The 21,016-nt window shown below is 69.7% G+C and carries 22 protein-coding genes, 1 tRNA gene and 2 pseudogenes; 10 read left to right on the forward strand and 15 right to left on the reverse strand.

Features of this window, described 5'->3' with window-relative positions:
* Window positions 1-233: 233 nt before the first annotated feature.
* Both ABZ434_RS24305 and ABZ434_RS24310 read right to left on the reverse strand, forming a co-directional pair.
* A complete protein-coding gene (locus tag ABZ434_RS24305) occupies window positions 234-1,334 on the reverse strand; it encodes a winged helix DNA-binding domain-containing protein (protein WP_359140602.1) in 1,101 nt (366 codons plus the stop codon).
* A gap of 308 nt (window positions 1,335-1,642) precedes the next feature.
* A complete protein-coding gene (locus tag ABZ434_RS24310) occupies window positions 1,643-2,221 on the reverse strand; it encodes a DinB family protein (RefSeq protein ID WP_359140604.1) in 579 nt (192 codons plus the stop codon).
* A 102-nt stretch (window positions 2,222-2,323) separates the two neighbouring features.
* Between ABZ434_RS24310 and ABZ434_RS24315 the strand changes: the two are divergent.
* The 4 genes and pseudogenes from ABZ434_RS24315 to ABZ434_RS24330 form a co-directional block, all read left to right on the forward strand.
* Window positions 2,324-2,458: pseudogene (locus ABZ434_RS24315) on the forward strand (helix-turn-helix domain-containing protein); the annotation flags it as partial.
* Between the two features lie 23 nt (window positions 2,459-2,481).
* Window positions 2,482-2,667: a hypothetical protein gene (locus tag ABZ434_RS24320; RefSeq protein ID WP_359140607.1), complete on the forward strand. Its 186-nt coding sequence runs from the start codon at window positions 2,482-2,484 to the stop codon at window positions 2,665-2,667.
* A 91-nt stretch (window positions 2,668-2,758) separates the two neighbouring features.
* Complete coding sequence (locus ABZ434_RS24325; RefSeq protein WP_359140610.1) at window positions 2,759-3,124, forward strand: MerR family transcriptional regulator; 366 nt, start codon at window positions 2,759-2,761, stop codon at window positions 3,122-3,124.
* Window positions 3,125-3,170: 46 nt separating this feature from the next.
* Window positions 3,171-4,187 (forward strand): NADPH:quinone oxidoreductase family protein, encoded by a 1,017-nt coding sequence (locus ABZ434_RS24330; protein WP_359140613.1) that lies wholly within the window; start codon window positions 3,171-3,173, stop codon window positions 4,185-4,187.
* A gap of 112 nt (window positions 4,188-4,299) precedes the next feature.
* Here the strand turns inward: ABZ434_RS24330 and ABZ434_RS24335 are convergent, their stop codons facing one another.
* Complete coding sequence (locus ABZ434_RS24335; protein ID WP_359140616.1) at window positions 4,300-4,974, reverse strand: DNA-binding response regulator; 675 nt, start codon at window positions 4,972-4,974, stop codon at window positions 4,300-4,302.
* Window positions 4,975-5,042: 68 nt separating this feature from the next.
* Between ABZ434_RS24335 and ABZ434_RS24340 the strand changes: the two genes are divergently transcribed.
* Together ABZ434_RS24340 and ABZ434_RS24345 are read left to right on the forward strand one after the other, a co-directional pair.
* A complete protein-coding gene (locus tag ABZ434_RS24340) occupies window positions 5,043-5,885 on the forward strand; it encodes an oxidoreductase (protein WP_359140618.1) in 843 nt (280 codons plus the stop codon).
* Window positions 5,886-5,968: 83 nt separating this feature from the next.
* A complete protein-coding gene (locus tag ABZ434_RS24345) occupies window positions 5,969-6,685 on the forward strand; it encodes a class I SAM-dependent methyltransferase (protein WP_359140621.1) in 717 nt (238 codons plus the stop codon).
* Window positions 6,686-6,731: 46 nt separating this feature from the next.
* Here the strand turns inward: ABZ434_RS24345 and ABZ434_RS24350 are convergent.
* Window positions 6,732-6,805: transfer RNA gene (locus tag ABZ434_RS24350), tRNA-Met, on the reverse strand.
* Between the two features lie 250 nt (window positions 6,806-7,055).
* Window positions 7,056-7,211 (reverse strand): hypothetical protein, encoded by a 156-nt coding sequence (locus tag ABZ434_RS24355; RefSeq protein WP_359140624.1) that lies wholly within the window; start codon window positions 7,209-7,211, stop codon window positions 7,056-7,058.
* Between the two features lie 249 nt (window positions 7,212-7,460).
* Here ABZ434_RS24355 and ABZ434_RS24360 point away from each other — a divergent pair.
* A pseudogene (locus ABZ434_RS24360) lies at window positions 7,461-7,556 on the forward strand (LLM class F420-dependent oxidoreductase); the annotation flags it as partial.
* Between the two features lie 111 nt (window positions 7,557-7,667).
* The gene (locus ABZ434_RS24365; RefSeq protein WP_359140627.1) at window positions 7,668-8,546 is read left to right on the forward strand and encodes a sigma-70 family RNA polymerase sigma factor; all 879 of its coding nucleotides are present in this window, start codon (window positions 7,668-7,670) and stop codon (window positions 8,544-8,546) included.
* Between the two features lie 230 nt (window positions 8,547-8,776).
* On the opposite strand, the gene ABZ434_RS24370 is transcribed toward ABZ434_RS24365, so the two are convergent.
* Window positions 8,777-9,064: a DUF2087 domain-containing protein gene (locus tag ABZ434_RS24370; protein WP_359140630.1), complete on the reverse strand. Its 288-nt coding sequence runs from the start codon at window positions 9,062-9,064 to the stop codon at window positions 8,777-8,779.
* 150 nt (window positions 9,065-9,214) lie between these two features.
* Between ABZ434_RS24370 and ABZ434_RS24375 the strand changes: the two genes are divergently transcribed.
* Window positions 9,215-9,655, forward strand: a complete 441-nt coding sequence (locus ABZ434_RS24375; protein ID WP_359140633.1) for a GNAT family N-acetyltransferase — start codon at window positions 9,215-9,217, stop codon at window positions 9,653-9,655.
* A 287-nt stretch (window positions 9,656-9,942) separates the two neighbouring features.
* Here ABZ434_RS24375 and ABZ434_RS24380 read toward each other — a convergent pair whose 3' ends face one another.
* The 9 genes from ABZ434_RS24380 to ABZ434_RS24420 all read right to left on the reverse strand — a co-directional run bounded on the left by ABZ434_RS24380 (window position 9,943) and on the right by ABZ434_RS24420 (window position 20,030).
* Window positions 9,943-11,109: a S1 family peptidase gene (locus ABZ434_RS24380; protein WP_359140636.1), complete on the reverse strand. Its 1,167-nt coding sequence runs from the start codon at window positions 11,107-11,109 to the stop codon at window positions 9,943-9,945.
* Between the two features lie 174 nt (window positions 11,110-11,283).
* Window positions 11,284-12,813, reverse strand: coding sequence for a carboxylesterase family protein (locus ABZ434_RS24385; RefSeq protein WP_359140639.1), 1,530 nt, complete (start codon window positions 12,811-12,813; stop codon window positions 11,284-11,286).
* Window positions 12,814-12,924: 111 nt separating this feature from the next.
* A complete protein-coding gene (locus ABZ434_RS24390; protein ID WP_359140642.1) occupies window positions 12,925-14,094 on the reverse strand; it encodes an aldose epimerase family protein in 1,170 nt (389 codons plus the stop codon).
* A 28-nt stretch (window positions 14,095-14,122) separates the two neighbouring features.
* Complete coding sequence (mmsB, locus tag ABZ434_RS24395; protein ID WP_359140646.1) at window positions 14,123-15,358, reverse strand: multiple monosaccharide ABC transporter permease; 1,236 nt, start codon at window positions 15,356-15,358, stop codon at window positions 14,123-14,125.
* A gap of 5 nt (window positions 15,359-15,363) precedes the next feature.
* Complete coding sequence (gene mmsA, locus ABZ434_RS24400) at window positions 15,364-16,935, reverse strand: multiple monosaccharide ABC transporter ATP-binding protein (RefSeq protein WP_359140649.1); 1,572 nt, start codon at window positions 16,933-16,935, stop codon at window positions 15,364-15,366.
* Entirely contained in the window at window positions 16,932-18,065 is a 1,134-nt protein-coding gene (gene chvE / locus ABZ434_RS24405; protein ID WP_359140652.1) for a multiple monosaccharide ABC transporter substrate-binding protein, read from the reverse strand. Before chvE ends, mmsA begins: the two co-directional genes overlap by 4 nt.
* A gap of 422 nt (window positions 18,066-18,487) precedes the next feature.
* On the reverse strand, window positions 18,488-18,757 hold the full coding sequence (locus tag ABZ434_RS24410; protein WP_359140654.1) for a hypothetical protein: 270 nt from the start codon (window positions 18,755-18,757) through the stop codon (window positions 18,488-18,490).
* Between the two features lie 35 nt (window positions 18,758-18,792).
* The gene (locus tag ABZ434_RS24415; RefSeq protein WP_359140792.1) at window positions 18,793-19,212 is read right to left on the reverse strand and encodes a MarR family transcriptional regulator; all 420 of its coding nucleotides are present in this window, start codon (window positions 19,210-19,212) and stop codon (window positions 18,793-18,795) included.
* A 266-nt stretch (window positions 19,213-19,478) separates the two neighbouring features.
* On the reverse strand, window positions 19,479-20,030 hold the full coding sequence (locus ABZ434_RS24420; RefSeq protein ID WP_359140657.1) for a glycoside hydrolase family 25 protein: 552 nt from the start codon (window positions 20,028-20,030) through the stop codon (window positions 19,479-19,481).
* A gap of 119 nt (window positions 20,031-20,149) precedes the next feature.
* On the opposite strand from ABZ434_RS24420, the gene ABZ434_RS24425 reads away from it, so the two are divergent.
* A complete protein-coding gene (locus tag ABZ434_RS24425) occupies window positions 20,150-20,884 on the forward strand; it encodes an NAD(P)-binding domain-containing protein (RefSeq protein WP_359140795.1) in 735 nt (244 codons plus the stop codon).
* Window positions 20,885-21,016 lie beyond the last annotated feature (132 nt).

A 21,016-nucleotide genomic window follows, 5' to 3' on the forward strand; every position in this document is an offset into this window, starting at 1 on the left:
CTCGGAATGTGGAGGCCGGGCCCGGGGGCTGCCGTGCCCTCGGGTGGCCCCCGAGGAACCCGTCGGCCCGGTGCGGGGTCGCGGGCAGGGGGCAGCCCACGTGGGCTGCGGCCCACGCCTCGGTGCGGTTCGCCCGACCGATCCACCGTGCCGCGCCGGGCGACACGCTCTCGGTCCTGTACCGCACCGCGCCACCCGCGGACCGGGGCCCCGGGCGAGCTCCGCTGCTCCAGTCAGCGGGGCGGACCGGCGACCTCGACACGCCGGCTGTCATCGTCGGAGAGGAACGCCGCCAGCGCCGCTCCCTGGTCGGCGACGGCTTCGCGGTCGGTGCGGGAGAGGGGGCTCAGCGGCGTGACCCTCACGGTGCCGGCCTCGACGTTCCAGGTCGCGGCCGGCCGACCGTCGACGAGGACCACCCGAGCACCGGAGACCGACAGGCCGCGGTGGGCGTCGTCGATGATCCGGGTGCGGTCCTGGTAGCCGAGAATCGCGTTGTCGAACGCCGGGAGGAAGCGAACCGGGGCAGGCGTATCGGGGTCGGGGCGCGGGGCTTCCGGCAGGTCCAGCAGTTCGCGGCCCCGTTCGTCGCGGAAGGTCACGAGCTCCTCGCGTATCGCGGCGATCGCGGCCGGCAGTCCGGCGAGGCCGCTCCAGGCTCGCACGTCGGCAGAGGCCGCGGGCCCGAAAGCAGCCAGGTAGCGCCGCACCAATGCCGCGCCGACGGGATCGGCCCCGTCCGGAGCGGGCGGGTCGATCGGGCGGCCCAGCCATGAGGCCATCGGAACGTTGCGCACTCCTCCCTTCGTTCGCCAGAGTCCGCGCGGCGGCAGCTGCACCATCGGGATGAGAGCGGCGACCAGCATTTCGCCCAGGGCCCGCGGCCCCGGTGCCGGCCAGCGATCAGCCAGCTCGCGTGCGAGTTGCGACATCGAGCGCGGCTCGCCGTCGGCCATGACCTCCCGGCCGGCTGCGGCGAGTTCACCGAGGTCCACCCCGTCGAGCTCCCGGCGGTACGTCCCCAGTACGCGTTGGCGCAGCATGGCGTCGTGGCGGGCCCGCCAGGCCAGCGCGTCGTCGGCGGTGACGAGGTGAACGGTGCGGCGCATGAGGTGCGTCCGGACCACGCCCTTGTGGGTCAGGAGCCCCGAGAGCTCCGCCGGGTCGAACGCGCGCAGCCGTGACCAGAGTCCGACGAAGGGCTCCTGCGGTTCCTGGGCCTGAAGGCCGCCCAGGTGCGCGACGGCTTCGAGGGCCGGAACGTCCGCACGGTCAAGGAGCAGTTGCCGGGCGAGCGTCGCCCGGTTGAGCGTCCGGACGCCGAGGACGGTCATCGGGCTTCACCGGGTCGAGCCCGCCTGCTGGTGGTCGTGGGTGTGCGCGCCCGGCGGCCCGTGGCCGGGGGGCACCACCGGACGCGTTCGCCGGCCCCGCCGCATTCGGTTTCCTGGCCGAGGGGGTGGGCGACCGGGCAGGGCGGGCCCGTCCGGACGTCGGTCGGCACCGGCTCGCGCAGTTTCACAGTCATTCCGTTCTCGAACGTTGTCACTCGTCAGTCGTGGGTCCAGAGAGCGCGTCGGCCCGCGGGCACCGGCCCGGTTGCTTCACCGGCCAGGTGGTGGCGGGGCAGCCCTCGGTCAGGTCAGGTGGCCGTGTGACCATCGATCGTCTCCCGCAGGATGTCGGCGTGGCCGGCGTGCTGGGAGGTTTCGGCGATGACGTGCACAAGGACCCGGCGCACACTGCGCTCCGCCCCCTTTTCGTGCCACGGTGCCTCCGGCAGCGGGTGAGTCGCCGACAGGTCGGGGACGGCGGCGATGACCTCCTCGGTCCGGGCCGCTACCCGCTCGTAACGGGCGACGACTCCGGCGAGGGTCTCCCCGGGCAGCATCCGGAACTCGTTGCCGTGGTCGATCATCCACTGCGGAATCTCTCGGGCGGTACCGGCCGCCAGGTCGGCCCAGGTGACGCCTTCGGGCAGGTCGTGGCTCATGGCCGACGGGCCCGAGACCACGAATCGCATCCAGCTCTCCTCCGTGGAGGCGACGTGCTTGATCAGACCGCCCAGACACAGGGCGCTGGCGGTGGGGCTCTCCCCGGCCTGTTCGTCGTCGAGTCCCAGGGTCGTGGCGATCAGAGCCGTGCGCGCGGTCGCGAGCGCTGCGAGGAGATCGTCGCGCTCGGCATCGGCTGCTGGGCGGGGTGTGGCGGGGGCGGTCATGGTGATCAGGCCCTTCCCGTGGGTCTCGTCCTTCGGTTACGAGACAACAGTCGCAGGGGAAGCGGTCAGATCATGTCCGCTTCACGAGACAGGATGGAAGGCATGCCGAAGACATCAACGCGACTGCTGGCCCTGCTCTCGCTGCTCCAGGCACGCCGGGACTGGCCGGGCGGGCTGCTGGCCGAGCGGCTGAACATCAGTACGCGGACGGTGCGCCGCGATGTGGACCGCCTGCGACGCCGTCGGGCCCCTTGAAGGCGATGACGGGACAGCCCAGCCCGCCCGGCCCGGCCTCCGCCATCGGCCGGTTCGACGCGGACATCACGGTCATCGGCCCGCCCGAGTTCAGGGAGGCTTTCGCGTACTTGGCCCGCCGGTTCACCGGTGCCGCGGCGGACGACGCACCCACCACGGGCGGCGCCGGAAGCGGCGAGGCGCCCGACTGACTGTTGCGGGACATGGGGTTACTGACGCCTGATCAACTCGCCGTAGGCGAAGGCCGGAAGATCGCGGTGTTCCCGGGCGTTGCATCAAGGCATGAAGATAGGTGAAGCCTCCACAGCCAGCGGTGTGAGCGCGAGATCGTTGCGGTACTACGAGGAAGAGGGCTTGATCGTCCCTGGTCGCTTCGGCAACGGGTTCCGCGACTACTGCCAGTCCACTGTCGACCGGGTGCTCGTCATTCGCTCGCTGCTGGAGTCCGGACTGCCCGTGCGATTGATCAGGGAACTGCTGCCCCGCCTCACTGACGGCTCCGATGCCGGCACGGATGCTGTGTGCGCGGAGTTCCTCCAAGAGGTGCAGAGTCATCGTGATCGGCTCGCTGCCCGCATCGCGGTTCTCAGCGGTCAGCAAGAGGCGCTCGACGCCTACCTGCGCGAGGCCCGCCGTGCTGATCTCTGACAGCTGCTTGACCTTGACATAAGTGTCAGGCTCCTACGTTCGGTGCATGGAGATCAACGAGCAGCGGAACCTCGCTGAACAGACGGTGCGAGCCCTGGTCCAGCACTCGGACCGGGGGCCGAAGGACCTGACCCTGACGACCGATCATCGCCGCCCTGAACCCGGGCCCGGCGAGTATCTGATCCGCGTGGGTGCCGCCGGGGTCAACTTCGCTGATGTCATGCAGACATACGGAACGTACGGGGGTGGTCCGCAGGCCCCCTATGTGGCGGGCTTCGAGGCCGCCGGCGAGATCGTGGCCGTCGGTCCGGACGTCGAGGGCCCGCTGCGGCTCGGCACACACGTCGTCGGAGCCGGCCCGGGCGCCTTCGCGCAATACATGACGATGCCGGCCGCAGGCGTGCTTCCCGTGCCGTCCGGCTGGAGCGACACCGAAGCCCTCGGCATGGTGCTGAACTGGGCCACCGCCCTGGCGGCACTGAAGCCGCTGGGTGCGATCAAGTCGGGCGAGACCGTCCTCGTACATGCCGCTGCAGGAGGCGTCGGACAGGCCGCCGTCCGGCTCGCCCACCACTACGGTGCGCGCGTGATCGGCACAGCCTCACCGGAGAAGCACGACACCGTCACGGCACTCGGCGCCGACGAGGTCCTGGACGGCCGACGCCCCGATCTGGCGAAGGAGATCACCCGCCTGACCGGCGGTGTCGACCTGGTCCTGGAATCGGTGGGACAGGCGACGTTCAAGACCAGCCTGTCGGTCACCAAACCCTTCACCGGACGCGTCGTCGTCTTCGGCGCTGCTTCCGGCGACGCCACCCTCACCACCCACGACCTGGTCTTCACCCACCCGGTCCAGGTCAAGGGGCTGCACATCGGTGCGCTGGCCGCCGCGGCGCCATCCCTCTACCAGGCGTTGCTCATCGAGATCGAGGCCCTGGTCTCCCAGGGTGTGTACACGCCCGGCACGCCACAGGTTCACCCCCTGGCCGATGGGGCGATGGTGCTGCAGCAACTGGAAGCGGGCCGGACCCGGGGCAAGCTCGCCCTGGACCCCTGGCGATAGGAGCACCCGTGCGGCCCGTACCGGCACCTGCCCCTCGGCCGGCCGCCGAGCGCGAGGAAGCCATGGAGGTTCCCGCGCTCTCGCCCGGTGCGCGGAGCCCGTGTCGAGGCGATCACTCCGTCCGGCGGGGCAGTCCCAGTTCGCCCGCCCGCAACCCTGCCTGGAAGCGTGAACCGGCGTCGAGCACGGCCATGAGCTCCGCCACTCGCCGGCGGTACGTCCGCAACGAGACGCCGAGCCGCCTGGCCGCGGACGCGTCGGTGAGCCCCGAGCCAAGAGCGTCGAGGATCGTACGGCCGTCGGCGTCGAGATGAGGGACGTCACCCCGCAGATAGCTGTCGAAGTCGGCCGAGTTGTCCCAGATCGCCGAGAACAGTGAGTGCACCCCGTCGACCATGGTCGGCGAGGTCGTCACGGTGTACTGACGCCCGGTCGGTGTCACCCGGCCCGCGAGGATCATCACCCGCCGGTCGATGATGATCGTCTCGTGAGGCAGCGGCGAGCCGCTGACCCGGACGAGGGCGCCCCGGCTCTGCACCAGCCGCACATGTGCGCGGGTCGCCTCGTCGGCGAGCGCCATCGGGCTGAGCAGTTTGCGGGAGGTCAGGCCCGGTGATCCCTTGGCTCGCATACGGTTGCGGACCGCCGCCCTGGCCGTGGGCTGCGACCAGGTGTCGAGGTCCCGTGCGGCGCACAGGAACTCGGCGCGCACGGACTCGAAGAGGTGGCCGGCGCGCGCGATCAGCTCCGCGTCCCCCAGGACCGAGAACATCTGTTCATTCCGCACTCCGCCAGTCTGGCAGCAAGCTGCCACGCGCTCGCCCCGCCCTACCCGCGGCGCACACCATGAATCCCATGACGATCAAGACCTTCTCCCTAGGCGGAGACCTGACCATCCGTCGGCTCGGCTTCGGCGCCATGCGCCTGGCGATGGGCACTTTCGACGGCCCGGCGCGCGAGCCGGACACCGGCATCGCGGTGCTCCGACGGGCTGTGGCGCTGGGCGTCAACCACATCGACACGGCGGGCTTCTACGGCAGGGGTACGGTACGGGCCAACGAGCTGATCCGCGCGGCCCTGGCCCCCTATGCGGACGATCTGGTGATCGCGACGAAGGTCGGGCCGCTGCCCGGCCCGGACGGAGTGCCGAGCGGACAGGCGACGCCCGGTCAGTTGCGCGCACTGGTCGAGGCGGATCTGCGAACACTGGGGCTGGAGCGGCTGGATCTGGTGTACCTGCGGGTGGGCGGCATGACCGGGCCCGGTGGCGAATCGATCGCGGAACGGTTCGCCGTACTGGCCGGCCTCCAGGAGGAAGGGCTGATCCGGCACCTGGGCGTCAGCAACGTCGACGCCGGCCAGTTCGCCGAGGCCCGGGCCGTCGCGCCGGTCTCGGCGGTGCAGAACCATCACAGCGACGACATGGAGCTGCTCGCGGAATGCGAGGCATCAGGTATCGCCTACGTGCCGTACTTCCCTCTGGGCGGTGGTCGCACCCCGCTCGACACCGAACGGCTCGCCAAGGTCGCGGCCCGACTGGGCGCGACGACTGCTCAGGTACAGATCGCCTCGCTGCTGGCCACCTCGCCGTCGATACTGGCTATTCCGGGCACCGGTTCCCTGGAACACCTGGAGGAGAACCTGGCGGCGGACGGTCTCGCGCTCGGCGAGGAGGACCTGGGCGCCCTTCGGGCGTGACCCCGGCGGACCCAGCCCCTTCATGGCGTGAACCGTTGGACGAAACACCGGGCTCGCCCGGCGGCACAAGGGACAATGGCGAGGTGCCCACCACCTCGACGCCGTCGACATCAGCCGGTCGGGAGGCGGCGCTCCGCCTCTGTACCGGCGAAGCCCTGCGGGCGTCCACCGTGGTCGCCAACAACACCATGAACCGCGAGCGGGGCCTCACCGGCGTCAACAGCTACACCCGCGAGCTCGGTTTCGACCTGCTCACCCACCTGTCGGCCTGCTCGACGGCACCGAGCTGGCTCGACCTGTGCAGCGGGGAGGGCCGTGCACTGCGGCAGGCCGCTTCTCAACTGCCCGGATCCGCCGTGCTGACGGGCGTCGACCTCGTCGGCCCGATCGCTGAGGCGCCCCTGCCGCCGGGGCTCGACCTCGTCACGGCCTCCGTCACCGACTGGGAGGCTCCGCGGGCCTACGACCTGATCACGTGCGTCCACGGTCTCCACTACCTCGGTGACCAGTTGCGCATGCTCACGCGCGCGGCCTCCTGGCTGACTCCCGCCGGGCTGTTGGCCGCACACTTCGACCCGGACTCGGTGCGGTGGACGGACGGCAGGCCGGCCGCGCGCCGGGTCCTGGCAGCACTGCGCGCTGCCGGATTCTCCTACGACTCGCGCCACCACCGGCTCACGCTCCGCGGCCCACGGGCTGTCCGGCTCCCTTTCCGCTACGCGGGAGCCGATCCCGGGGCGGGCCCGAACTACACGGGGCAACCGGCGGTCGTGTCGTACTACACACCGGCGGACGACTGAACGAGTCAGGGCCCGGAACCATGTGGTTCCGGGCCCTGACCGGTAGTAGCGGGGACAGGATTTGAACCTGCGACCTCTGGGTTATGAGCCCAGCGAGCTACCGAGCTGCTCCACCCCGCGTCGTCGTGATCCCCAGCCTATGCCATCCCGGTGATGCCCATGACCACAGGGCGTGTCCGCGAAGTCATGGGAGCCTGAGTTGTAGCCGGGCGAGGGTGACCATGGCGTGGGAATGGGTGGCTCTTTTGTCATGCGGGTGGCGAGGGCTCTGTACTGCTCGAGCGGCTGGGTTCGGGGCGGAAGGGCCTGACGATGCCCCGCGAGCAGGAAGCCGTAGTGAAGGCTGTGCGGCTGCGAGCCGCCAGGCCGGTCACCGGACCTTCTTGTTGAACCATCCGAGCGAATGGACGACGGACGCGCCGATGACGAGGATGCCAAGAGGAACGACCGTGAACCATGTGGCATCGGCTTTCATGGCCGCGAGCAGGGCGATGGCACCGAGGGCCAGCGCCAGGAGCACAAGCATGCCCAGAAGGACACGAGTCTTGGAAACCAACGGAGGACTCTCCAATGTTCAGGCGGGCTCGATCGGCCAGACTGCATGAGCTACCCGTTGGACAGCCGGCGGCGGTTGCCCAGTAGGGAGTCGACGAGCCCCCGGCGTGACACCACGAATCCGCCAGGAAGCTCATGGGGTGAGTGTCCCCACGCCGTCTTCCCGCGGCGTCGGTAGAACTACGTAATCCCATACGCAGGTTCACCGGCGGGGACGCCGGAGACCATGATCGACCTCCAGGTCTCGCTCCGTGATGCCTCCGAACTCGTGGATGTGGCAACCGAGGTGTACGAGGCAGCGCGGGCGGCCGGGGTCCGAGCAGGACGTGCGCGGGCCCGGAGCCGGGCCGACGAAGGGGCGGCGCCGGCACACCAGTAGGTTCTGACGTGGGCCGCTTCAGTGGAGACCGACGGAGGAACGTGACCCATGGATGACCGCACTGCGCTGGCCGAACGGTTCGAGGAGGACAGGAGCCATCTGACGGCGGTCGCGTACCGCATGCTGGGTTCGGCGAGTGAGGCCGACGACGCGGTGCAGGAATCCTGGCTGCGGGCCTCGCGGGCCGACGTCAGTGACGTGCGGAACCTGAGCGGGTGGCTGACCACGGTGGTGGGCCGGGTCTGTCTGAACATGCTGCGCAGCCGCCGTACGCGCCGTGAGGAACCCCTCGACACGTACGACCGGGCCCAGGGAAGTGCGGAGGGGCGCGATCCGGAGCAGGAGGCGCTGCTCGCCGACTCCGTGGGGCTCGCCCTTCTGGTGGTGCTCGACAGGCTGGCACCGGCGGAGCGTCTCGCCTTCGTCCTGCACGACATGTTCGCGGTGCCCTTCGCCGAGATCGGCCCGCTGCTCGATCGGTCCCCGGACACCGCCCGGCAGCTCGCAAGCCGTGCCCGCCGCCGGGTGAAGGGCAGAACCGCGTCGGCGGACGCGGACCTGTCCCGACGCCGCCTGGTCGTCGACGCCTTCCTGTCCGCCTCCCGCGGTGGGGATTTCGATGCTCTCGTGGCGCTGCTGCACCCGGACGTGGTGCTGCACGCCGACCGGTCGGTCATCCCCACCCCCGAACCCGTCGTGGTCCGGGGCGCTCACACCGTGGCCGAGGGTGCGATGGCGGCGACCGGCCGCGCGTTGTTCACCGGGGTCGCGCTCGTCGACGGGAAGCCCGCGCTGGCGATGGCGCCGATGGGACGGCTGCGCCTCGTCCTCGGCTTCACCATCGTGGACGGACTGATCACGGAGATCGACGTCGTCGCGGACCCGGACCGGGTCGGCGTGCTCGACATCGGCATCCTCGACGACTGACGTGGGGTGGGGGCCCGGTCGCCGACGTGTCGTCACCGTCGGCGGCTGTGGCACCGCTCCCCGGCCCGTTCTCGTACCCCTGCGGCAGGGCGTCCAGGGGCCGAACGAGGTCTCCTGACCTCATTGTTCGAGGCAGTCGCCCGGCTGCCGGAGGTGCGCTCATCACTGGAAGGAGGGCTCCCAGGAGATCCGCTCCCAGCTGAAGGGACTCGGCTCACGGCCGTCCGTCGTCACACCGCCGAGGGGTGCAGACGCCGGTAGCTGACGCCGTCCTTGGTCCGTGCGAGCTTGCCGCCGATGACCATATAACGGCGCAGCGCGGCGCAGTCCTCGTGCACGGTGCGGAGGGCGTCGTTGACTTCGCGTTCGGTGTACGTCCGGTCGGGCTGGAACAGCGTTTGCGCGAGGTGTTCGAGGAGTTGTTCGCGACGGGCCGTCTTGCGCGGGATCGACGTCAGTCGCCCCTGGGAGAACAGGGCCGCCACGCCGTGGCTGGAGTTCGATCGGTTGTCGGACATGGCCCGGAGCCTCTCAGCCGCCCTCGGAACCCTGCAACAGGTTTCTCCGGTAGATGCGGACGGAGCAGCGGCGGCGAGCTGCCGTGCTGCCCGACGCCTGCCAGGGGTCGGCGAGTTGACGCGCGGGCGACCTCACGGTTTCCTGCTGCGATGACTGAACTTCGTATCGGGCGGGTGGACGGCGACGCCATGCTCCAGGACTGGCAGTACGTCCACAACACGATCATCCCGACGGCTGTGCTGTCGCTCGCGGAGGTGCGTGAGCGCGCCGGCCGCAACCAGCTCACCGTCGCGTATCTCGGCGACGTCCCGATGGGCTGCTCCACCGTGCGACCGCCGTCCGACGGCGCTTCGGTGGCCACGGTGATCGCGAGGGTGCTGCCGGACCACCGCGGCAAGGGATTCGGCGGTCAGTTGTACGAGCGTGGCCTGGCGGACGCACGGGCACTCGGCGCCGATGTCATCGAGACCTGCGTCCTGGAGTCCAACCCGGAGGGGCTGCGCTTCGCGCTCGGTCGCGGGTTCGTCGAGACCGAGCGCTATCTGCTGCCGGGTGACAGCGTGCCGTTCATCGATCTGCGGCTGGTCTGACGCCGATGCTGGGGCGGCGCTCCGCGACGGCCGTGGGGCGGGGGCCGTCAGTCCGTCGCAGCAGCGAGTTCGCGCACCGTCGCCATGTCACTGAAGGGGATGAGCTGTTCGCCGACGATCTGGTAGGGCTCACTCGCCGTCGCGCGACGCACTCCCGTCCCGGCCACATCGTGCTGGTGGCGGGGAAGGGCAGGCTCGGGCGGCGGCGGTCCTGAACGCGCGCCGGGCCTGCCACGCGGGAGCGGTGTGCTCCCGCGCGACAGGCCCTCTGGATCGGTCGTCCCGCGTCAGGCCGTGTGCAGCGTCAGCCCGTACCGGTTCAGAATTTCATTGATCGGCTGGTGCCAGGTCTCGCCGCCGGAGCTGCAGTTGCCCCAGCCACCCGAGGTGACGCCCTGTGCCTGGTCCCCGCTGATGAAGGATCCGCCCGAGTCGCCGGGTTCGGCACACACGCTGGTCTTGGTCATCTGGTAGACCGCGCCCTGGCTGTAGTTCACCGTCTCGTTGGTGGCGAGGACGCTTCCGCAGTGCCAGTGCGTGGTGGATCCGGAGCGGCAGATCGAGGCACCGACCGGAGCCACGGCGGAGCCGCGGACGAGCTGGTCGGAGACGGTTCCCCAGCCGAGGACCACGGGGACGGTCCACCAGCCGTTGCCCACGCTGACCCACGCGTAGTCGTCACCGGGGAAGGTGGACCCCTGGAAGTTGCCTATCCCTGATCCGTCCCACCCTCTGACCGACGCTCCCGCCTGCGCGCAGTGTCCGGCGGTGACGAAGCCGCCGTGGACGGAGAAGCCTATGGAGCACCGGACGTTGCCCGTGTAGTACGGGTCGCCGCCCACGGTCCCGGCGGAGAAGGTCCGCGGTGCCTCGGCGGTCTGCTGGACCGAGACGGGGCCGACGTTCTTCGCCTGCTCGACGAAGGCCAGGACATCGTTGTCGGACCGCGCCGAGGAGACGACGTTCACGACGACCTCGTTGGCCGCGGGGTCGACGTGCCAGCTGCTGACACCCGCGGGCGCCCGCAGGCGGTCGATCTTCGCCTTGACGGCGTCGAGACTGCGTGCCGAGTGGGTCACCCGCCGCACGGCGGCGCCTGTCGCCCGTACGGAAGCAGCCGCCTTCTCGCTGGTGACGGCGACCGTGAGGCCGCCCGTTGTCGGGTCGAACCAGGAACCACCGTACGAGGCCCCTGCGGCACGCTGAGCCTTCGGCTGTATGGCGGTCGCCGTCTTCTCCGCGGAGAGACGGGCCTTGGCCTGGCTCTCCGTCAGGCCGAAGTCCTTCTGCATGGCTGCCAGCAGACCGGTGGAGGCCTGACGTGTGTCGGGGGTGGCACGGGTGCCGGCGGTGGGGGTGTCCGCGGCCGAGGCGGACGGGAAGCCCGCCCCCGCCCAGGCTCCGACGAGGAGCACGGCGGACAGGGCGGTGCGTAAAGCCGTGGTGCGTCTCAAGGTATTGGCCCTTCTGTTGTTCCGGCGACGTGGGGGAGGAACAGCAGGCGTCCGGGAGACGTCTCGCTTGAGAGCGCTCTCAGAGTGTGCCGATCCGGACTGTAGCCGAGAGCCGTTTGCAGGTCCATGCCAATGACGCGGGGGTGTCGACGCCCTGTGGGGCGGCGAGGCGCGTCAGGGGTGCCCGGGGCGGTAGGCGAAAGCACTCCACAGTGCTCGCAGCGCGTCGCCGTCCTGCCAGAAGTCGGGCCCCGCGGCAGGGCCCGCCTCTCCCCAGATCCTGATCGCCTCGTGCGGGGCGCCGCCGAGCGGGCCCCACCCGGGATCGCCGGTGGCCGCGAATCCGGCCCACGCCGCGACCATCCGCTCCGAGAGCCGGTGGTCCGCCGGCGTCTGCGTGCCACCGATCAGGAACTGGACGCTCTCCTCGGCCAGGTTCCCGAACGCGAAGGGAACGTCCGCGCAGTGCCAGGCGTACACCCTCGGCCCGGAGCCACCCCGCTGCCGGGCGAAACGCGACAGGAAGGTGCGCCCGCCGGACCGCGCGTGCGCGGCGGCGAGCCGGTTGCTGTACTCGCCGAACGACAGGTCCCCGTACAGCGCCAGGTGGACATCGCGCACGGTCGCCTCGGGCGCCAGGCGGCGATAGCCCGCCGCCAGGGAGTCCGGGAGACCGAAGTCCTTCGCGAAACGGACCAGTTCCTCCTCGGTGGTGACCTCGGCGCAGCTGCCGACGGCATCCATCAGCCGGTACTCCTGGGTGGTGTGGCAGACGAGGAGCCCGATGTCCTGGGCCCCGCCGGCCCCGATCAGGTCCAGCGGGTCCCCGCGGAGGACGTGGCCGTCGGCGACCGGGCCGAAGATGACGGGGTCCCAGGAGATGCGACCCGAGTGCGGATCCTGCCGGTATCCCTCGACGACCGCGTCGGACGCCTGCACGAGCGCTCGCGGGGGGACGGCTGCCAGCCCGGCGTGCGCCGCCGGTACCCGCGCCTCAGCGGCGATCCTCTGTGTGAGGTGCTCGGCGAGGGCCGGTGCGAAGACCGGGCCGACGGCGCTGTGCGCGATCGCCCTCCGGAACAGCCCTCGCGCCCGGTCCATGGTCATCAGGCAGGCCACGGACGTCGCTCCGGCGGACTGCCCGGCCACGGTGACGTTGCCCGGGTCTCCACCGAAGGATGCGATGTTGTCGCGCACCCACTCCAGAGCGGCCACCTGGTCCAGGAGCCCGCGATTCGGCGGACAGACGCCGTCGGCACCGGGTGGAATGTGACCGAATCCCTCGAACCCGAGCCGGTAGTTGAGGGTGACCACGACGAGACCGGCGCGGGCGAGCGCCGTGCCCTCGAAGTCCGGCTGCGCGCTCGACCCGAAGGTGTAGGCCCCGCCGTGGATCCAGACGAGCACCGGCGAAGGGCCGCCCCCAGCTGCGTGGTCGCGTGTGGTCCATACGTTGAGGCTGAGGATGTCCTCGTCACCGGGCACCCAGCTCGGAGCGCCCGGCAGTTCCGCCGACTGCGGCGAGATGGGGCCGTACTCCACGCAGTCGCGGATGCCTTCCCAGCCGCGACGGGGACGCGGGGCCCTGAACCGGTCTGCTCCGAAAGGCGGTTCCGCGTACGGAATGCCGAGGACGGCGACGACACCCCGGTCCTCCGCACGTCCACGTACTCGGCCACTCACCGTGCCGAAAACACTTGTCAAGACTGCTCTGCCGTCCTTCGCTTCCCCGCCCGGACCGGGCGGCACAAAGATCAGAATGGCAGAGCAGCCGACCGCGGCGCGAACGCATTGCCCGTCACCGCAGGGTGCGCGTCACCGCGTGGAGAACGCGTGCAGGGTCGTCGTCCTGTAGGTCCGGCCGGGGCGCAGAACGGTGGAGGGGAAGGACGGCTGGTTGGGTGCGTCGGGGAAGTGCTGGGCCTCCAGGCAGAAGGCGTCGCCCTGCCGGTAGAGGCGGCCGGACGTGCCGGTGAGGGTGCCGTCCAGGAAGTTGCCGGTGTAGAGCTGCATGCCGGGCTCGGTGGTGTACATCTTCATGACCCGGCCGGATTCGGGGTGGGTGACGGTGAGCGCGTATTCGGGCCGGGGCGTGATCCCTTTGTCCAGCACGTAGTTGTGGTCGATTCCCTGGGCGATCACTGTCTGCTCGTGCGGGGTGCGGGCCTGTGTGCCGATGCTTCTGGCCCGGCGGAAGTCGAAGGGGGTGCGGGCCACGGGGGCCAGTTCGCCGGTGGGGATCAGGGTGGTGCCGACCGGGGTGTAGCGGGCGGCGGCCAGTTCCAGCAGGTGGCCGTCGACCGTACCGGTCCCCTCCCCCGCGAGGTTGAAGTAGGTGTGGCTGGTGAGGTTGACGACGGTGGCCCGGTCGGTCGTGGCCTCGTAGTCGATGCGCCAGGCGCCGTGCGAGGTGAGGGTGTAAGTGACGCGGACAGCCAGGTTGCCGGGGTATCCGGCCTCTCCGTCCGGGCTGGTCCGGGTGAGGACCAGGCCCCTGTCAGCACCTCGGTCGAAGGGTTCGACGTCCCACATCCGCTTGTCGAAGCCCCGGTCCCCGCCGTGCAGACTGTTCGGGCCGTCGTTCAAGGGGAGCTGGTGGGTGGCGCCGTCGAGGGTGAACCGTCCGTCGGCGATGCGGTTTCCGTAGCGGCCGATCAGTCCGCCGAAGTAGGGCGACTTGGCCACGTAGTCGTCGAGGTTGTCGAAGCCCAGGGCGACATTGGTGGTCCTGCCGTGGCGGTCGGCCGTCTCCAGGGACTGGATGATGCCGCCGTAGGACAGGGCCTTGAGGGTCGTCCCGCCGTTGCGGACGGTCCAGCGGTGCACCGCCGTGCCGTCGGCGAGCCGGCCGAAGAGCTCCTTGGTGGGGGCGTGCCCGGTGGCGCCGCGACGGCTGTCCGAGGCATGGGCGGGACCGGCCGCGGCGGCCGCGATCCCTGTGGCGGCGGCAGCCGTCAGCACGGTGCGTCTGGTGGTGCTGGGCATGGGTGACTCCTTGACAGGGAGGGGGGAGTTACGAGCCGACCTTGCGTTTGTTGTAGACGTCGAAGCCGACGGCGGCGAGCAGCACGAGACCCTTGATGACCTGCTGGTAATCGGTGCCGATCCCCACGAGCGACATACCGTTGTTGAGTACGCCGAGCACGAGGCCGCCGATGATGGCGCCGAAGACCGTGCCGACGCCTCCGCTCATGGACGCTCCGCCGATGAACGCGGCGGCGATGGCCTCGAGTTCGAAGTTCGTACCCGCCTGGGGTACGCCGGCGTTGAGACGGGCCGCGTAGACGATCCCGGCCAGCGCCGCGAGTACGCCCATGTTCACGAAGACGAGGAACGTGACGCGCTGGTCCTTGACACCCGAGAGCTTCGCGGCGGCGCGGTTGCCGCCGAGGGCGTACACGTGACGGCCGACGATCGCGTTGCGCATGACGTAGCCGAAGCCGATGAGCAGAACGGCGAGCAGGAGGAGCACGACGGGGACACCGCGGTAGCTCGCCAGGGTCATGGTGAAGGCGAGTACCGCCGCTGCCATCGCCACGAGTTTGGTGAGGAAGATGTTCCGGGGCAGGACATCGAGTTCGTAGCGCTGCTGGCGGCGGCGGTCGCGGACCTCCTGGAGAAGGGCGAAGGCCAGCAGGGCGCAGCCCAGGAGGAGGGTCAGATTGTGGTAATTGGTCTCGGGCCCGAGCTCCGGGAGGTATCCGGTGGAGATCTTCTGGAAGCCCTCGGGGAACGGGCCGAGCGAGCGGCTGCCCAGGAGGATCTGTGTCCCGCCGCGGAACAGCAGCATTCCGGCCAGGGTGACGATGAACGACGGGATGCCGACGTACGCGATCCAGAAGCCCTGCCAGGCGCCCGCGACCGCTCCGACGATCAGTGAGAGCACGAGGGCGAGGACCCAGGGCACGTCGTGCTCGACCATCATGACCGCGGCGGCCGCGGAGACGAACGCGGCGAGTGAACCGACGGAGAGGTCGATGTGCCCGGCGATGATGACGATCATCATGCCGATGGCGAGTACGAGGATGTAACTGTTCTGGAGGACGAGGTTGGTGACGTTGTTCGGCTTGAGCAGGACTCCGTCGGTCCATATCTCGAAGAGAACGACGATGAGCCCGAGGGCGATGAGCATCCCGTACTGGCGCATGTTGCGGCGGGCCGCGTCCAGGAGGAGGCTGCCGGTCGCCGGGGGCGCGGCCGGCGCTGCCTTGCCGGTGCGCTGCGGGGTGTCGGTGGGTGCCTGGGGCATTCCTGCTACCTCTTGTCGCTGGTCATATGGCGCATGAGGACCTCCTGGGTGGCCTCCGCGCGCGGGACTTCGCCGGTGAGCCGGCCGGCGGCCATGGTGTAGATGCGGTCGCACATGCCGAGCAGCTCGGGGAGTTCGGAGGAGATGAGGACAACGGCCTTGCCCTCGGCAGCCAGCCGGTCGATGACGGAGTAGATCTCGTACTTGGCGCCGACATCGATCCCGCGGGTCGGTTCGTCGAGGATGAGGACGTCGGGGCCCGCGAAGATCCATTTGCCGAGGACGACCTTCTGCTGGTTGCCGCCGGACAGGCGGCCCACCTGCTCGAAGACCGTGGGGGTCTTGATGTTCATCGAGGTGCGGTAGGACTCGGCGACACGGGTCTCCTCGTGCTCATCGACGATCCCGCGCCGCGACACCTTGTCCAGGGCGCCGAGGCTGATGTTGCGGCCGATGGTGTCGATGAGGTTGAGGCCGTACTGCTTGCGGTCCTCGGTGACGTAGGCGATCTTGTGGCTGACCGCTTCGGAGACGGTGCGGGTCCGGATCTCCTTGCCGTCCTTGAGGACCGTGCCGCTGATGTTGCGGCCGTAGCTGCGGCCGAAGACGCTCATGGCCAGTTCTGTGCGGCCGGCGCCCATCAGCCCGGCGAGGCCGACGATCTCGCCGCGGCGAGCCAGGACGGAGACACGGTCGACGACTCTGCGGTGCTGGTCGATCGGGTGGTGGACGATCCAGTCGCGGACCTCGAGGGCGGGGTGTGCTCCCGGGTCGCCTTCGTACGGAGTGCGTTCGGGGAAACGGTGGTCGAGGTCGCGCCCGACCATGCCGCGGATGATGCGGTCCTCGGTGGTCGATCCGGCGCGCACGTCGAGGGTCTCGACCGTCCGGCCGTCGCGCAGGACCGTGACGGAGTCGGCGACCTCGGTGATCTCCCCGAGCTTGTGCGAGATGATGATCGACGAGATGCCCTGGCCCTTCAGCTCCTTGATGAGGGTGAGGAGTTTGGCGCTGTCGTCGTCGTTGAGCGCGGCGGTCGGCTCGTCGAGGATCAGCAGCTCGACCTTCTTGGAGAGTGCCTTGGCGATCTCGACCAACTGCTGCTTGCCGACGCCGATGTCCGCGACCCTGGTCTGCGGGTGCTCCCGCAGACCGACCCGCTCCAGCAGGACGGCCGCGTGGCGCAGGGTCTCGTTCCAGCTGATGAAGCCGCGCGTGGCGTGTTCGTTGCCGAGGAAGATGTTCTCGGCGATGGAGAGGTACGGCACCAGGGCGAGTTCCTGGTGGATGATCACGATGCCGCGTGCCTCGCTCGCCCGGATGTCCTTGAAGGCGCAGCTCTCGCCCCTGAACCGGATCTCGCCCTCGTAGCTGCCGTGCGGGTGGACTCCGCTGAGCACCTTCATCAGGGTCGACTTGCCGGCACCGTTCTCCCCGCAGATGGCGTGCACCTCCCCCTGGGCGACGGTCAGTGAGACGTCGGAGAGAGCTTTGACACCCGGGAATGTCTTGACGATGGACCGCATCTCCAGGACGGGGACCGCGGCGGCCACCGGACCTGGGGTCGAGGCCTTCATCGGAGGTCGCTCTCCTTGATGTAGCCGGAATCCACCAGCTCGGTGCGGTAGTTGGTCTTGTCGACGCTGACCGGGTCGAGCAGGAACGACGGGACGACCTTCTTCTCGTTGTCGTACGTCGTGGTGTCGTTGACCTCGGGCTTCTTGTCGTTCAGTACGGCGTCGGCCATCTGGACAGCTTGCTTGGCGAGCGCGCGGGTGTCCTTGTAGACGGTCTGCGTCTGCTGCCCGGCCATGATCGACTTCACCGAGGCGACCTCGGCGTCCTGGCCGGTGACGACGGGGTACGGCTTGGAGCCGGTGCCGTACCCGTCCGACTTCAGGGCCGAGATGATGCCGATCGAGATGCCGTCGTAGGGCGAGAGCACCGCGTCGACCCGGTCCGAGGAGTAGGCGCTGGTGAGGAGGTCGTCCATGCGCCTCTGGGCGGTACCGCCGTCCCAGCGCAGGGTGGTGATCTGGTCCAGTTTCGTCTGCTTGCTGCGGACGACGATCTGCTTCTTGTCGATGTACGGCTTGAGCGTCTTCCAGGCGCCCTGGAAGAAGTAGCGCGTGTTGTTGTCATCGGGGGATCCGGCGAACAGCTCGATGTTGAACGGCCCCTTGCCGGTGCCGGACTTCAGCCCGAGCTTGTCGATGATGTAGCCGGCCTGGAGCTCGCCGACCTTCTCGTTGTCGAAGGAGGCGTAGTAGTCGACGTCAGGACTGCCGAGGATGAGCCGGTCGTACGAGATGACCTTGATGCCCTGCTCCCCCGCCTGGTGCAGCACATCGCTGAGGGCGCGACCGTCGATGGCGGCGACCACGAGGACGTCAACCCCCTTGGTGATCATGTTCTCGACCTGGGAGACCTGCTGGTCGACGTCGTCCTCGCCGTACTGAAGATCGGTCTTGTAGCCGAGCTTCTTGAACTCGGCGGCCATATTCCTGCCGTCCGCTATCCAGCGCTCCGACGACTTGGTCGGCATGGCGATTCCGATGGTCGAACCCTTGCCGCCCTCCTTCTTGTCCTTGCTTCCTCCCTCGCCGCTCTGTCCGCAGGCGGCGAGGGTCACGGAGAGTGCGAGGGCGGTGAGGACCGTTGCGGTCCGGGCTACGCGCGGGGTGGACGCGGTTCGTGAGGTGCGCATGGTCGGTCCTCCGGGGTGCGAGGGGAGCGGCGGGCCGGGCCGCACTGCCCTCATCGTCGGTTCGGTATTTCGGACATGGTTCGAAGTGTGCGACAGCTGAGAACCCTTGAAAACCCGCCGCCTCCGGGCACGCCCCTTGCGCGACAGGACAGTTGAGTGGGCCGTCGTTCGAAATCTCGTCATGCGTTCGAAATGTTGGCGTGACGGTAGTGAGGGAGCAGGGAGACTGTCAATGGGTCAGGCAGGCACCGTCTCGGCAACTCCCACCGGCAGGCCGCGGTTTCGGCCGGACCCTGGCCCTCGACGTTCCTCCCCGCCCGTGCGGGCGGACCGCATCCGCCCGCACGGCGCACCCGCCCGGCGGCATCGCGTACCACCTCGAGGCGGCGGCCGCAGCGACCCCGGCCGGGCGTCGAAGGTGGTCAGCCGGCCTGGCCGATGGCACTGCGCAGCATGGCCACGGTGGTCGCCGCAGCGGCGCGTTCCGCCTCGTCGCCCGTGGTACGCACCCGCTCCTCCAGCAGCACGAGGGCAGCCTGGAGCACACCCACCCGCACCGGAACGCTCTGCATGGCCGTAAGAACGGCCGCCGCCTGCTCGGCAGGCGTCGCGGTCGCGGCCTGCGGAATCAGGGTGGAGATCCCGCGCCCGAGCGCACGGTCACGAGGCGGCTGAGCCGCGGCAGTGGTCACCGAGGAAGTCTGCCGCACCTGCGGCGCGGAATGGGTCAGCGACTTGGCCGCCGAGTCCCGGCGCCGCCCTGAAGATGGCCGTGAACTCGCGTCAACAGGGCCGTCAGCCGCGCACGTTCGCGCGCGTTCAACGGGGCCAGAACGTCTTCCTGCACGGCAGCCGCATCAGCCTGGAGGCGGTCGAACAGCGCGCGGCCCGCCGGGCTCACGGTGACGCTCACGCGCCGCCGGTCGGTCAGGTCGCGGGCCCGGTCCACCAGTCCGGCCGCAGCCAGTTCGTCGATGATCTTCACGATGTCGCTGCGGTCGATCGTCAGCCGCGCCGCCAGTTCCCGTTGCACATGGGGGCCGAAATCGACCAGTGCGGCCAGTACCGCCATGTGTCGGAGCCGCAGGCCCCGGTCGGCCAGCCGCTCGGCGAGGCGGCTTCGCGCGGCCTTGCCCGTCCTGGACATGAGATAGGTCGTGAGCCCCAGGAGGCTGGGCGGCGTTTCGTTCTCGTTCACCTGTATATCGTAGGCACTTACCAATGATGGGTACGCACCCATCATTCTGCCCCGCACCTCCCCACACCGGCACGCGCTCAGGCAGGACCGATGCCGCCGCGCGCGGGGAACCTGCCGCCCGGCCCCGGCGACAGCCGGAGGCACGCACACCGGCCGGCCGCGCGGATCGAGGCGACTCGCCCCTTCGTCCGTTGCTCCACCCGCTCCGCCTCTCGCTACCCCCGCGCCCAGGTGCGCATGGCGGCACGCGAGGAGAAGGCTGACACATCCTTGTCCAGCGGCTCGTCGGTGTACTGGTGGATGCGCCAGGACGCCTTGATCCGGGGCTTCCCGGCGGTGACGTAATCGGCGATCCAGAGGCCGTCCCCGGCATACGACGTGGTGTCGTTGTTCAGCCAGAAGTAGCGATTGCAGTAGAGCAGGACCTTGTGGTCCGGGCGCAGCCGTTTGACTTCGCGGATGAAGCGGTCCTTCTCGGCATTGCTTGCATGGGTGCCCTCGCCGTTCTGTTCCCAGTCGACGGCCAGCAGCTCGCCCGCCCGCTCCGGTGCCTTGCTCAGGAAGTACTCCGCCTGTGCCGTGATATTCCCGGGCCACAGAAAGTGGTAGAACCCGACCACGCAATCCGCGTCACGGGCACGTTTCGCCTGCGAGGCCAGACGTGGATTGATGTACGAACGGCCCTCGGTGGCCTTGATGAAGACAAAGTCCACTCCGTCCGTTTCGAACGACGCCTGATAGGCGCTGACGTCGACACCGTGCAGCATGGGTACCGCCTCACACATGGTCCGGTGATTCCGCTTACTCCTCTGATACGTGCCCGCAGCACGCGGCTCCCACCCGTCCGGCGGGCCGGGAAAACCAGTGCGCCGGCGCGCGGAATAGCATCCGGCCGACAGGAGTTGGTGAACCGACGGGACCCCATTTCACGTATTGCTCGCACCGGCGGAAGGTTGGAACCATGAAGATCGGCATCATCGGAGCAGGGAATATCGGCGGCAACCTCACCCGGCGGTTCACCGCGCTCGGCCATGACGTGTCCGTCGCGAACTCGCGCGGTCCGCAGACCCTCACCGCGCTGGTCGAGGAGACCGGCGCGACCGCGGTCACCGCCTCGGAGGCGGCGAAGGGCGCCCAGGTCGTGGTCGTCACGGTGCCTCTCAAGGCCGTCCCCGCGTTGCCCGACGGCCTCCTCGACGGCGCCGCGGAGGGCGTCGTGGTCATCGACACCGGGAACTACTACCCGCGCGAGCGTGACGGCCTGATCGCGGCGATCGAGGACGGCCTGCCGGAGAGCCGCTGGACGCAGGAACAGATCGGCCACCCCGTCGTCAAGGCCTTCAACGGGACCTACGCGCAGGACATCCTTTCCAACGGCCGGCCCACGGGCAGCACGGGCCGTCAGGCGCTGCCGGTCGCGGGGGACGACGCCGCGGCGAAGCAGACGGTCCGTGACCTCATCGACGAGCTGGGCTTCGACACGGTGGACGCGGGCGGGCTCGACGAGTCGTGGCGCCAGCAGCCGGGCACGCCGGTGTACGGCCATCGGGGCGATGTCGCGGAGATCGAGAAGGCTCTGGCGTCGGCGTCCGCCGAGCGGACCGCCGAGTGGCGGGCCTGAGCCCCGCCGCGCCCACATGCGGCAGGGGTGCGGGGCCGCACCGGCAGGGATGTCGGGGCCCGCGCCCCTGCCGCGCGGTTTGCGTCCGCCCGGCGTCAGGCGGGGGGCGCGGGCCGGTGCGGCCCCCCTGCA

It is taken from the genome of Streptomyces sp. NPDC005761 (genome assembly GCF_040630635.1).
In the GTDB taxonomy this organism is placed as follows: domain Bacteria; phylum Actinomycetota; class Actinomycetes; order Streptomycetales; family Streptomycetaceae; genus Streptomyces.

Excerpts from the sequence above, each read along its gene's own strand:
- ABZ434_RS24305 (WP_359140602.1), bottom strand. The coding sequence starts at position 1,334 with ATGACCGTCCTCGGCGTCCGGACGCTCAACCGGGCGACGCTCGCCCGG.
- ABZ434_RS24310 (WP_359140604.1), bottom strand. The coding sequence starts at position 2,221 with ATGACCGCCCCCGCCACACCCCGCCCAGCAGCCGATGCCGAGCGCGAC.
- ABZ434_RS24320 (WP_359140607.1), top strand. The coding sequence starts at position 2,482 with ATGACGGGACAGCCCAGCCCGCCCGGCCCGGCCTCCGCCATCGGCCGG.
- ABZ434_RS24325 (WP_359140610.1), top strand. The coding sequence starts at position 2,759 with ATGAAGATAGGTGAAGCCTCCACAGCCAGCGGTGTGAGCGCGAGATCG.
- ABZ434_RS24330 (WP_359140613.1), top strand. The coding sequence starts at position 3,171 with ATGGAGATCAACGAGCAGCGGAACCTCGCTGAACAGACGGTGCGAGCC.
- ABZ434_RS24340 (WP_359140618.1), top strand. The coding sequence starts at position 5,043 with ATGACGATCAAGACCTTCTCCCTAGGCGGAGACCTGACCATCCGTCGG.
- ABZ434_RS24355 (WP_359140624.1), bottom strand. The coding sequence starts at position 7,211 with ATGCTTGTGCTCCTGGCGCTGGCCCTCGGTGCCATCGCCCTGCTCGCG.
- ABZ434_RS24365 (WP_359140627.1), top strand. The coding sequence starts at position 7,668 with ATGGATGACCGCACTGCGCTGGCCGAACGGTTCGAGGAGGACAGGAGC.
- ABZ434_RS24370 (WP_359140630.1), bottom strand. The coding sequence starts at position 9,064 with ATGTCCGACAACCGATCGAACTCCAGCCACGGCGTGGCGGCCCTGTTC.
- ABZ434_RS24375 (WP_359140633.1), top strand. The coding sequence starts at position 9,215 with ATGACTGAACTTCGTATCGGGCGGGTGGACGGCGACGCCATGCTCCAG.
- ABZ434_RS24390 (WP_359140642.1), bottom strand. The coding sequence starts at position 14,094 with ATGCCCAGCACCACCAGACGCACCGTGCTGACGGCTGCCGCCGCCACA.
- mmsB (WP_359140646.1), bottom strand. The coding sequence starts at position 15,358 with ATGCCCCAGGCACCCACCGACACCCCGCAGCGCACCGGCAAGGCAGCG.
- mmsA (WP_359140649.1), bottom strand. The coding sequence starts at position 16,935 with ATGAAGGCCTCGACCCCAGGTCCGGTGGCCGCCGCGGTCCCCGTCCTG.
- chvE (WP_359140652.1), bottom strand. The coding sequence starts at position 18,065 with ATGCGCACCTCACGAACCGCGTCCACCCCGCGCGTAGCCCGGACCGCA.
- ABZ434_RS24415 (WP_359140792.1), bottom strand. The coding sequence starts at position 19,212 with ATGTCCAGGACGGGCAAGGCCGCGCGAAGCCGCCTCGCCGAGCGGCTG.
- ABZ434_RS24420 (WP_359140657.1), bottom strand. The coding sequence starts at position 20,030 with ATGCTGCACGGTGTCGACGTCAGCGCCTATCAGGCGTCGTTCGAAACG.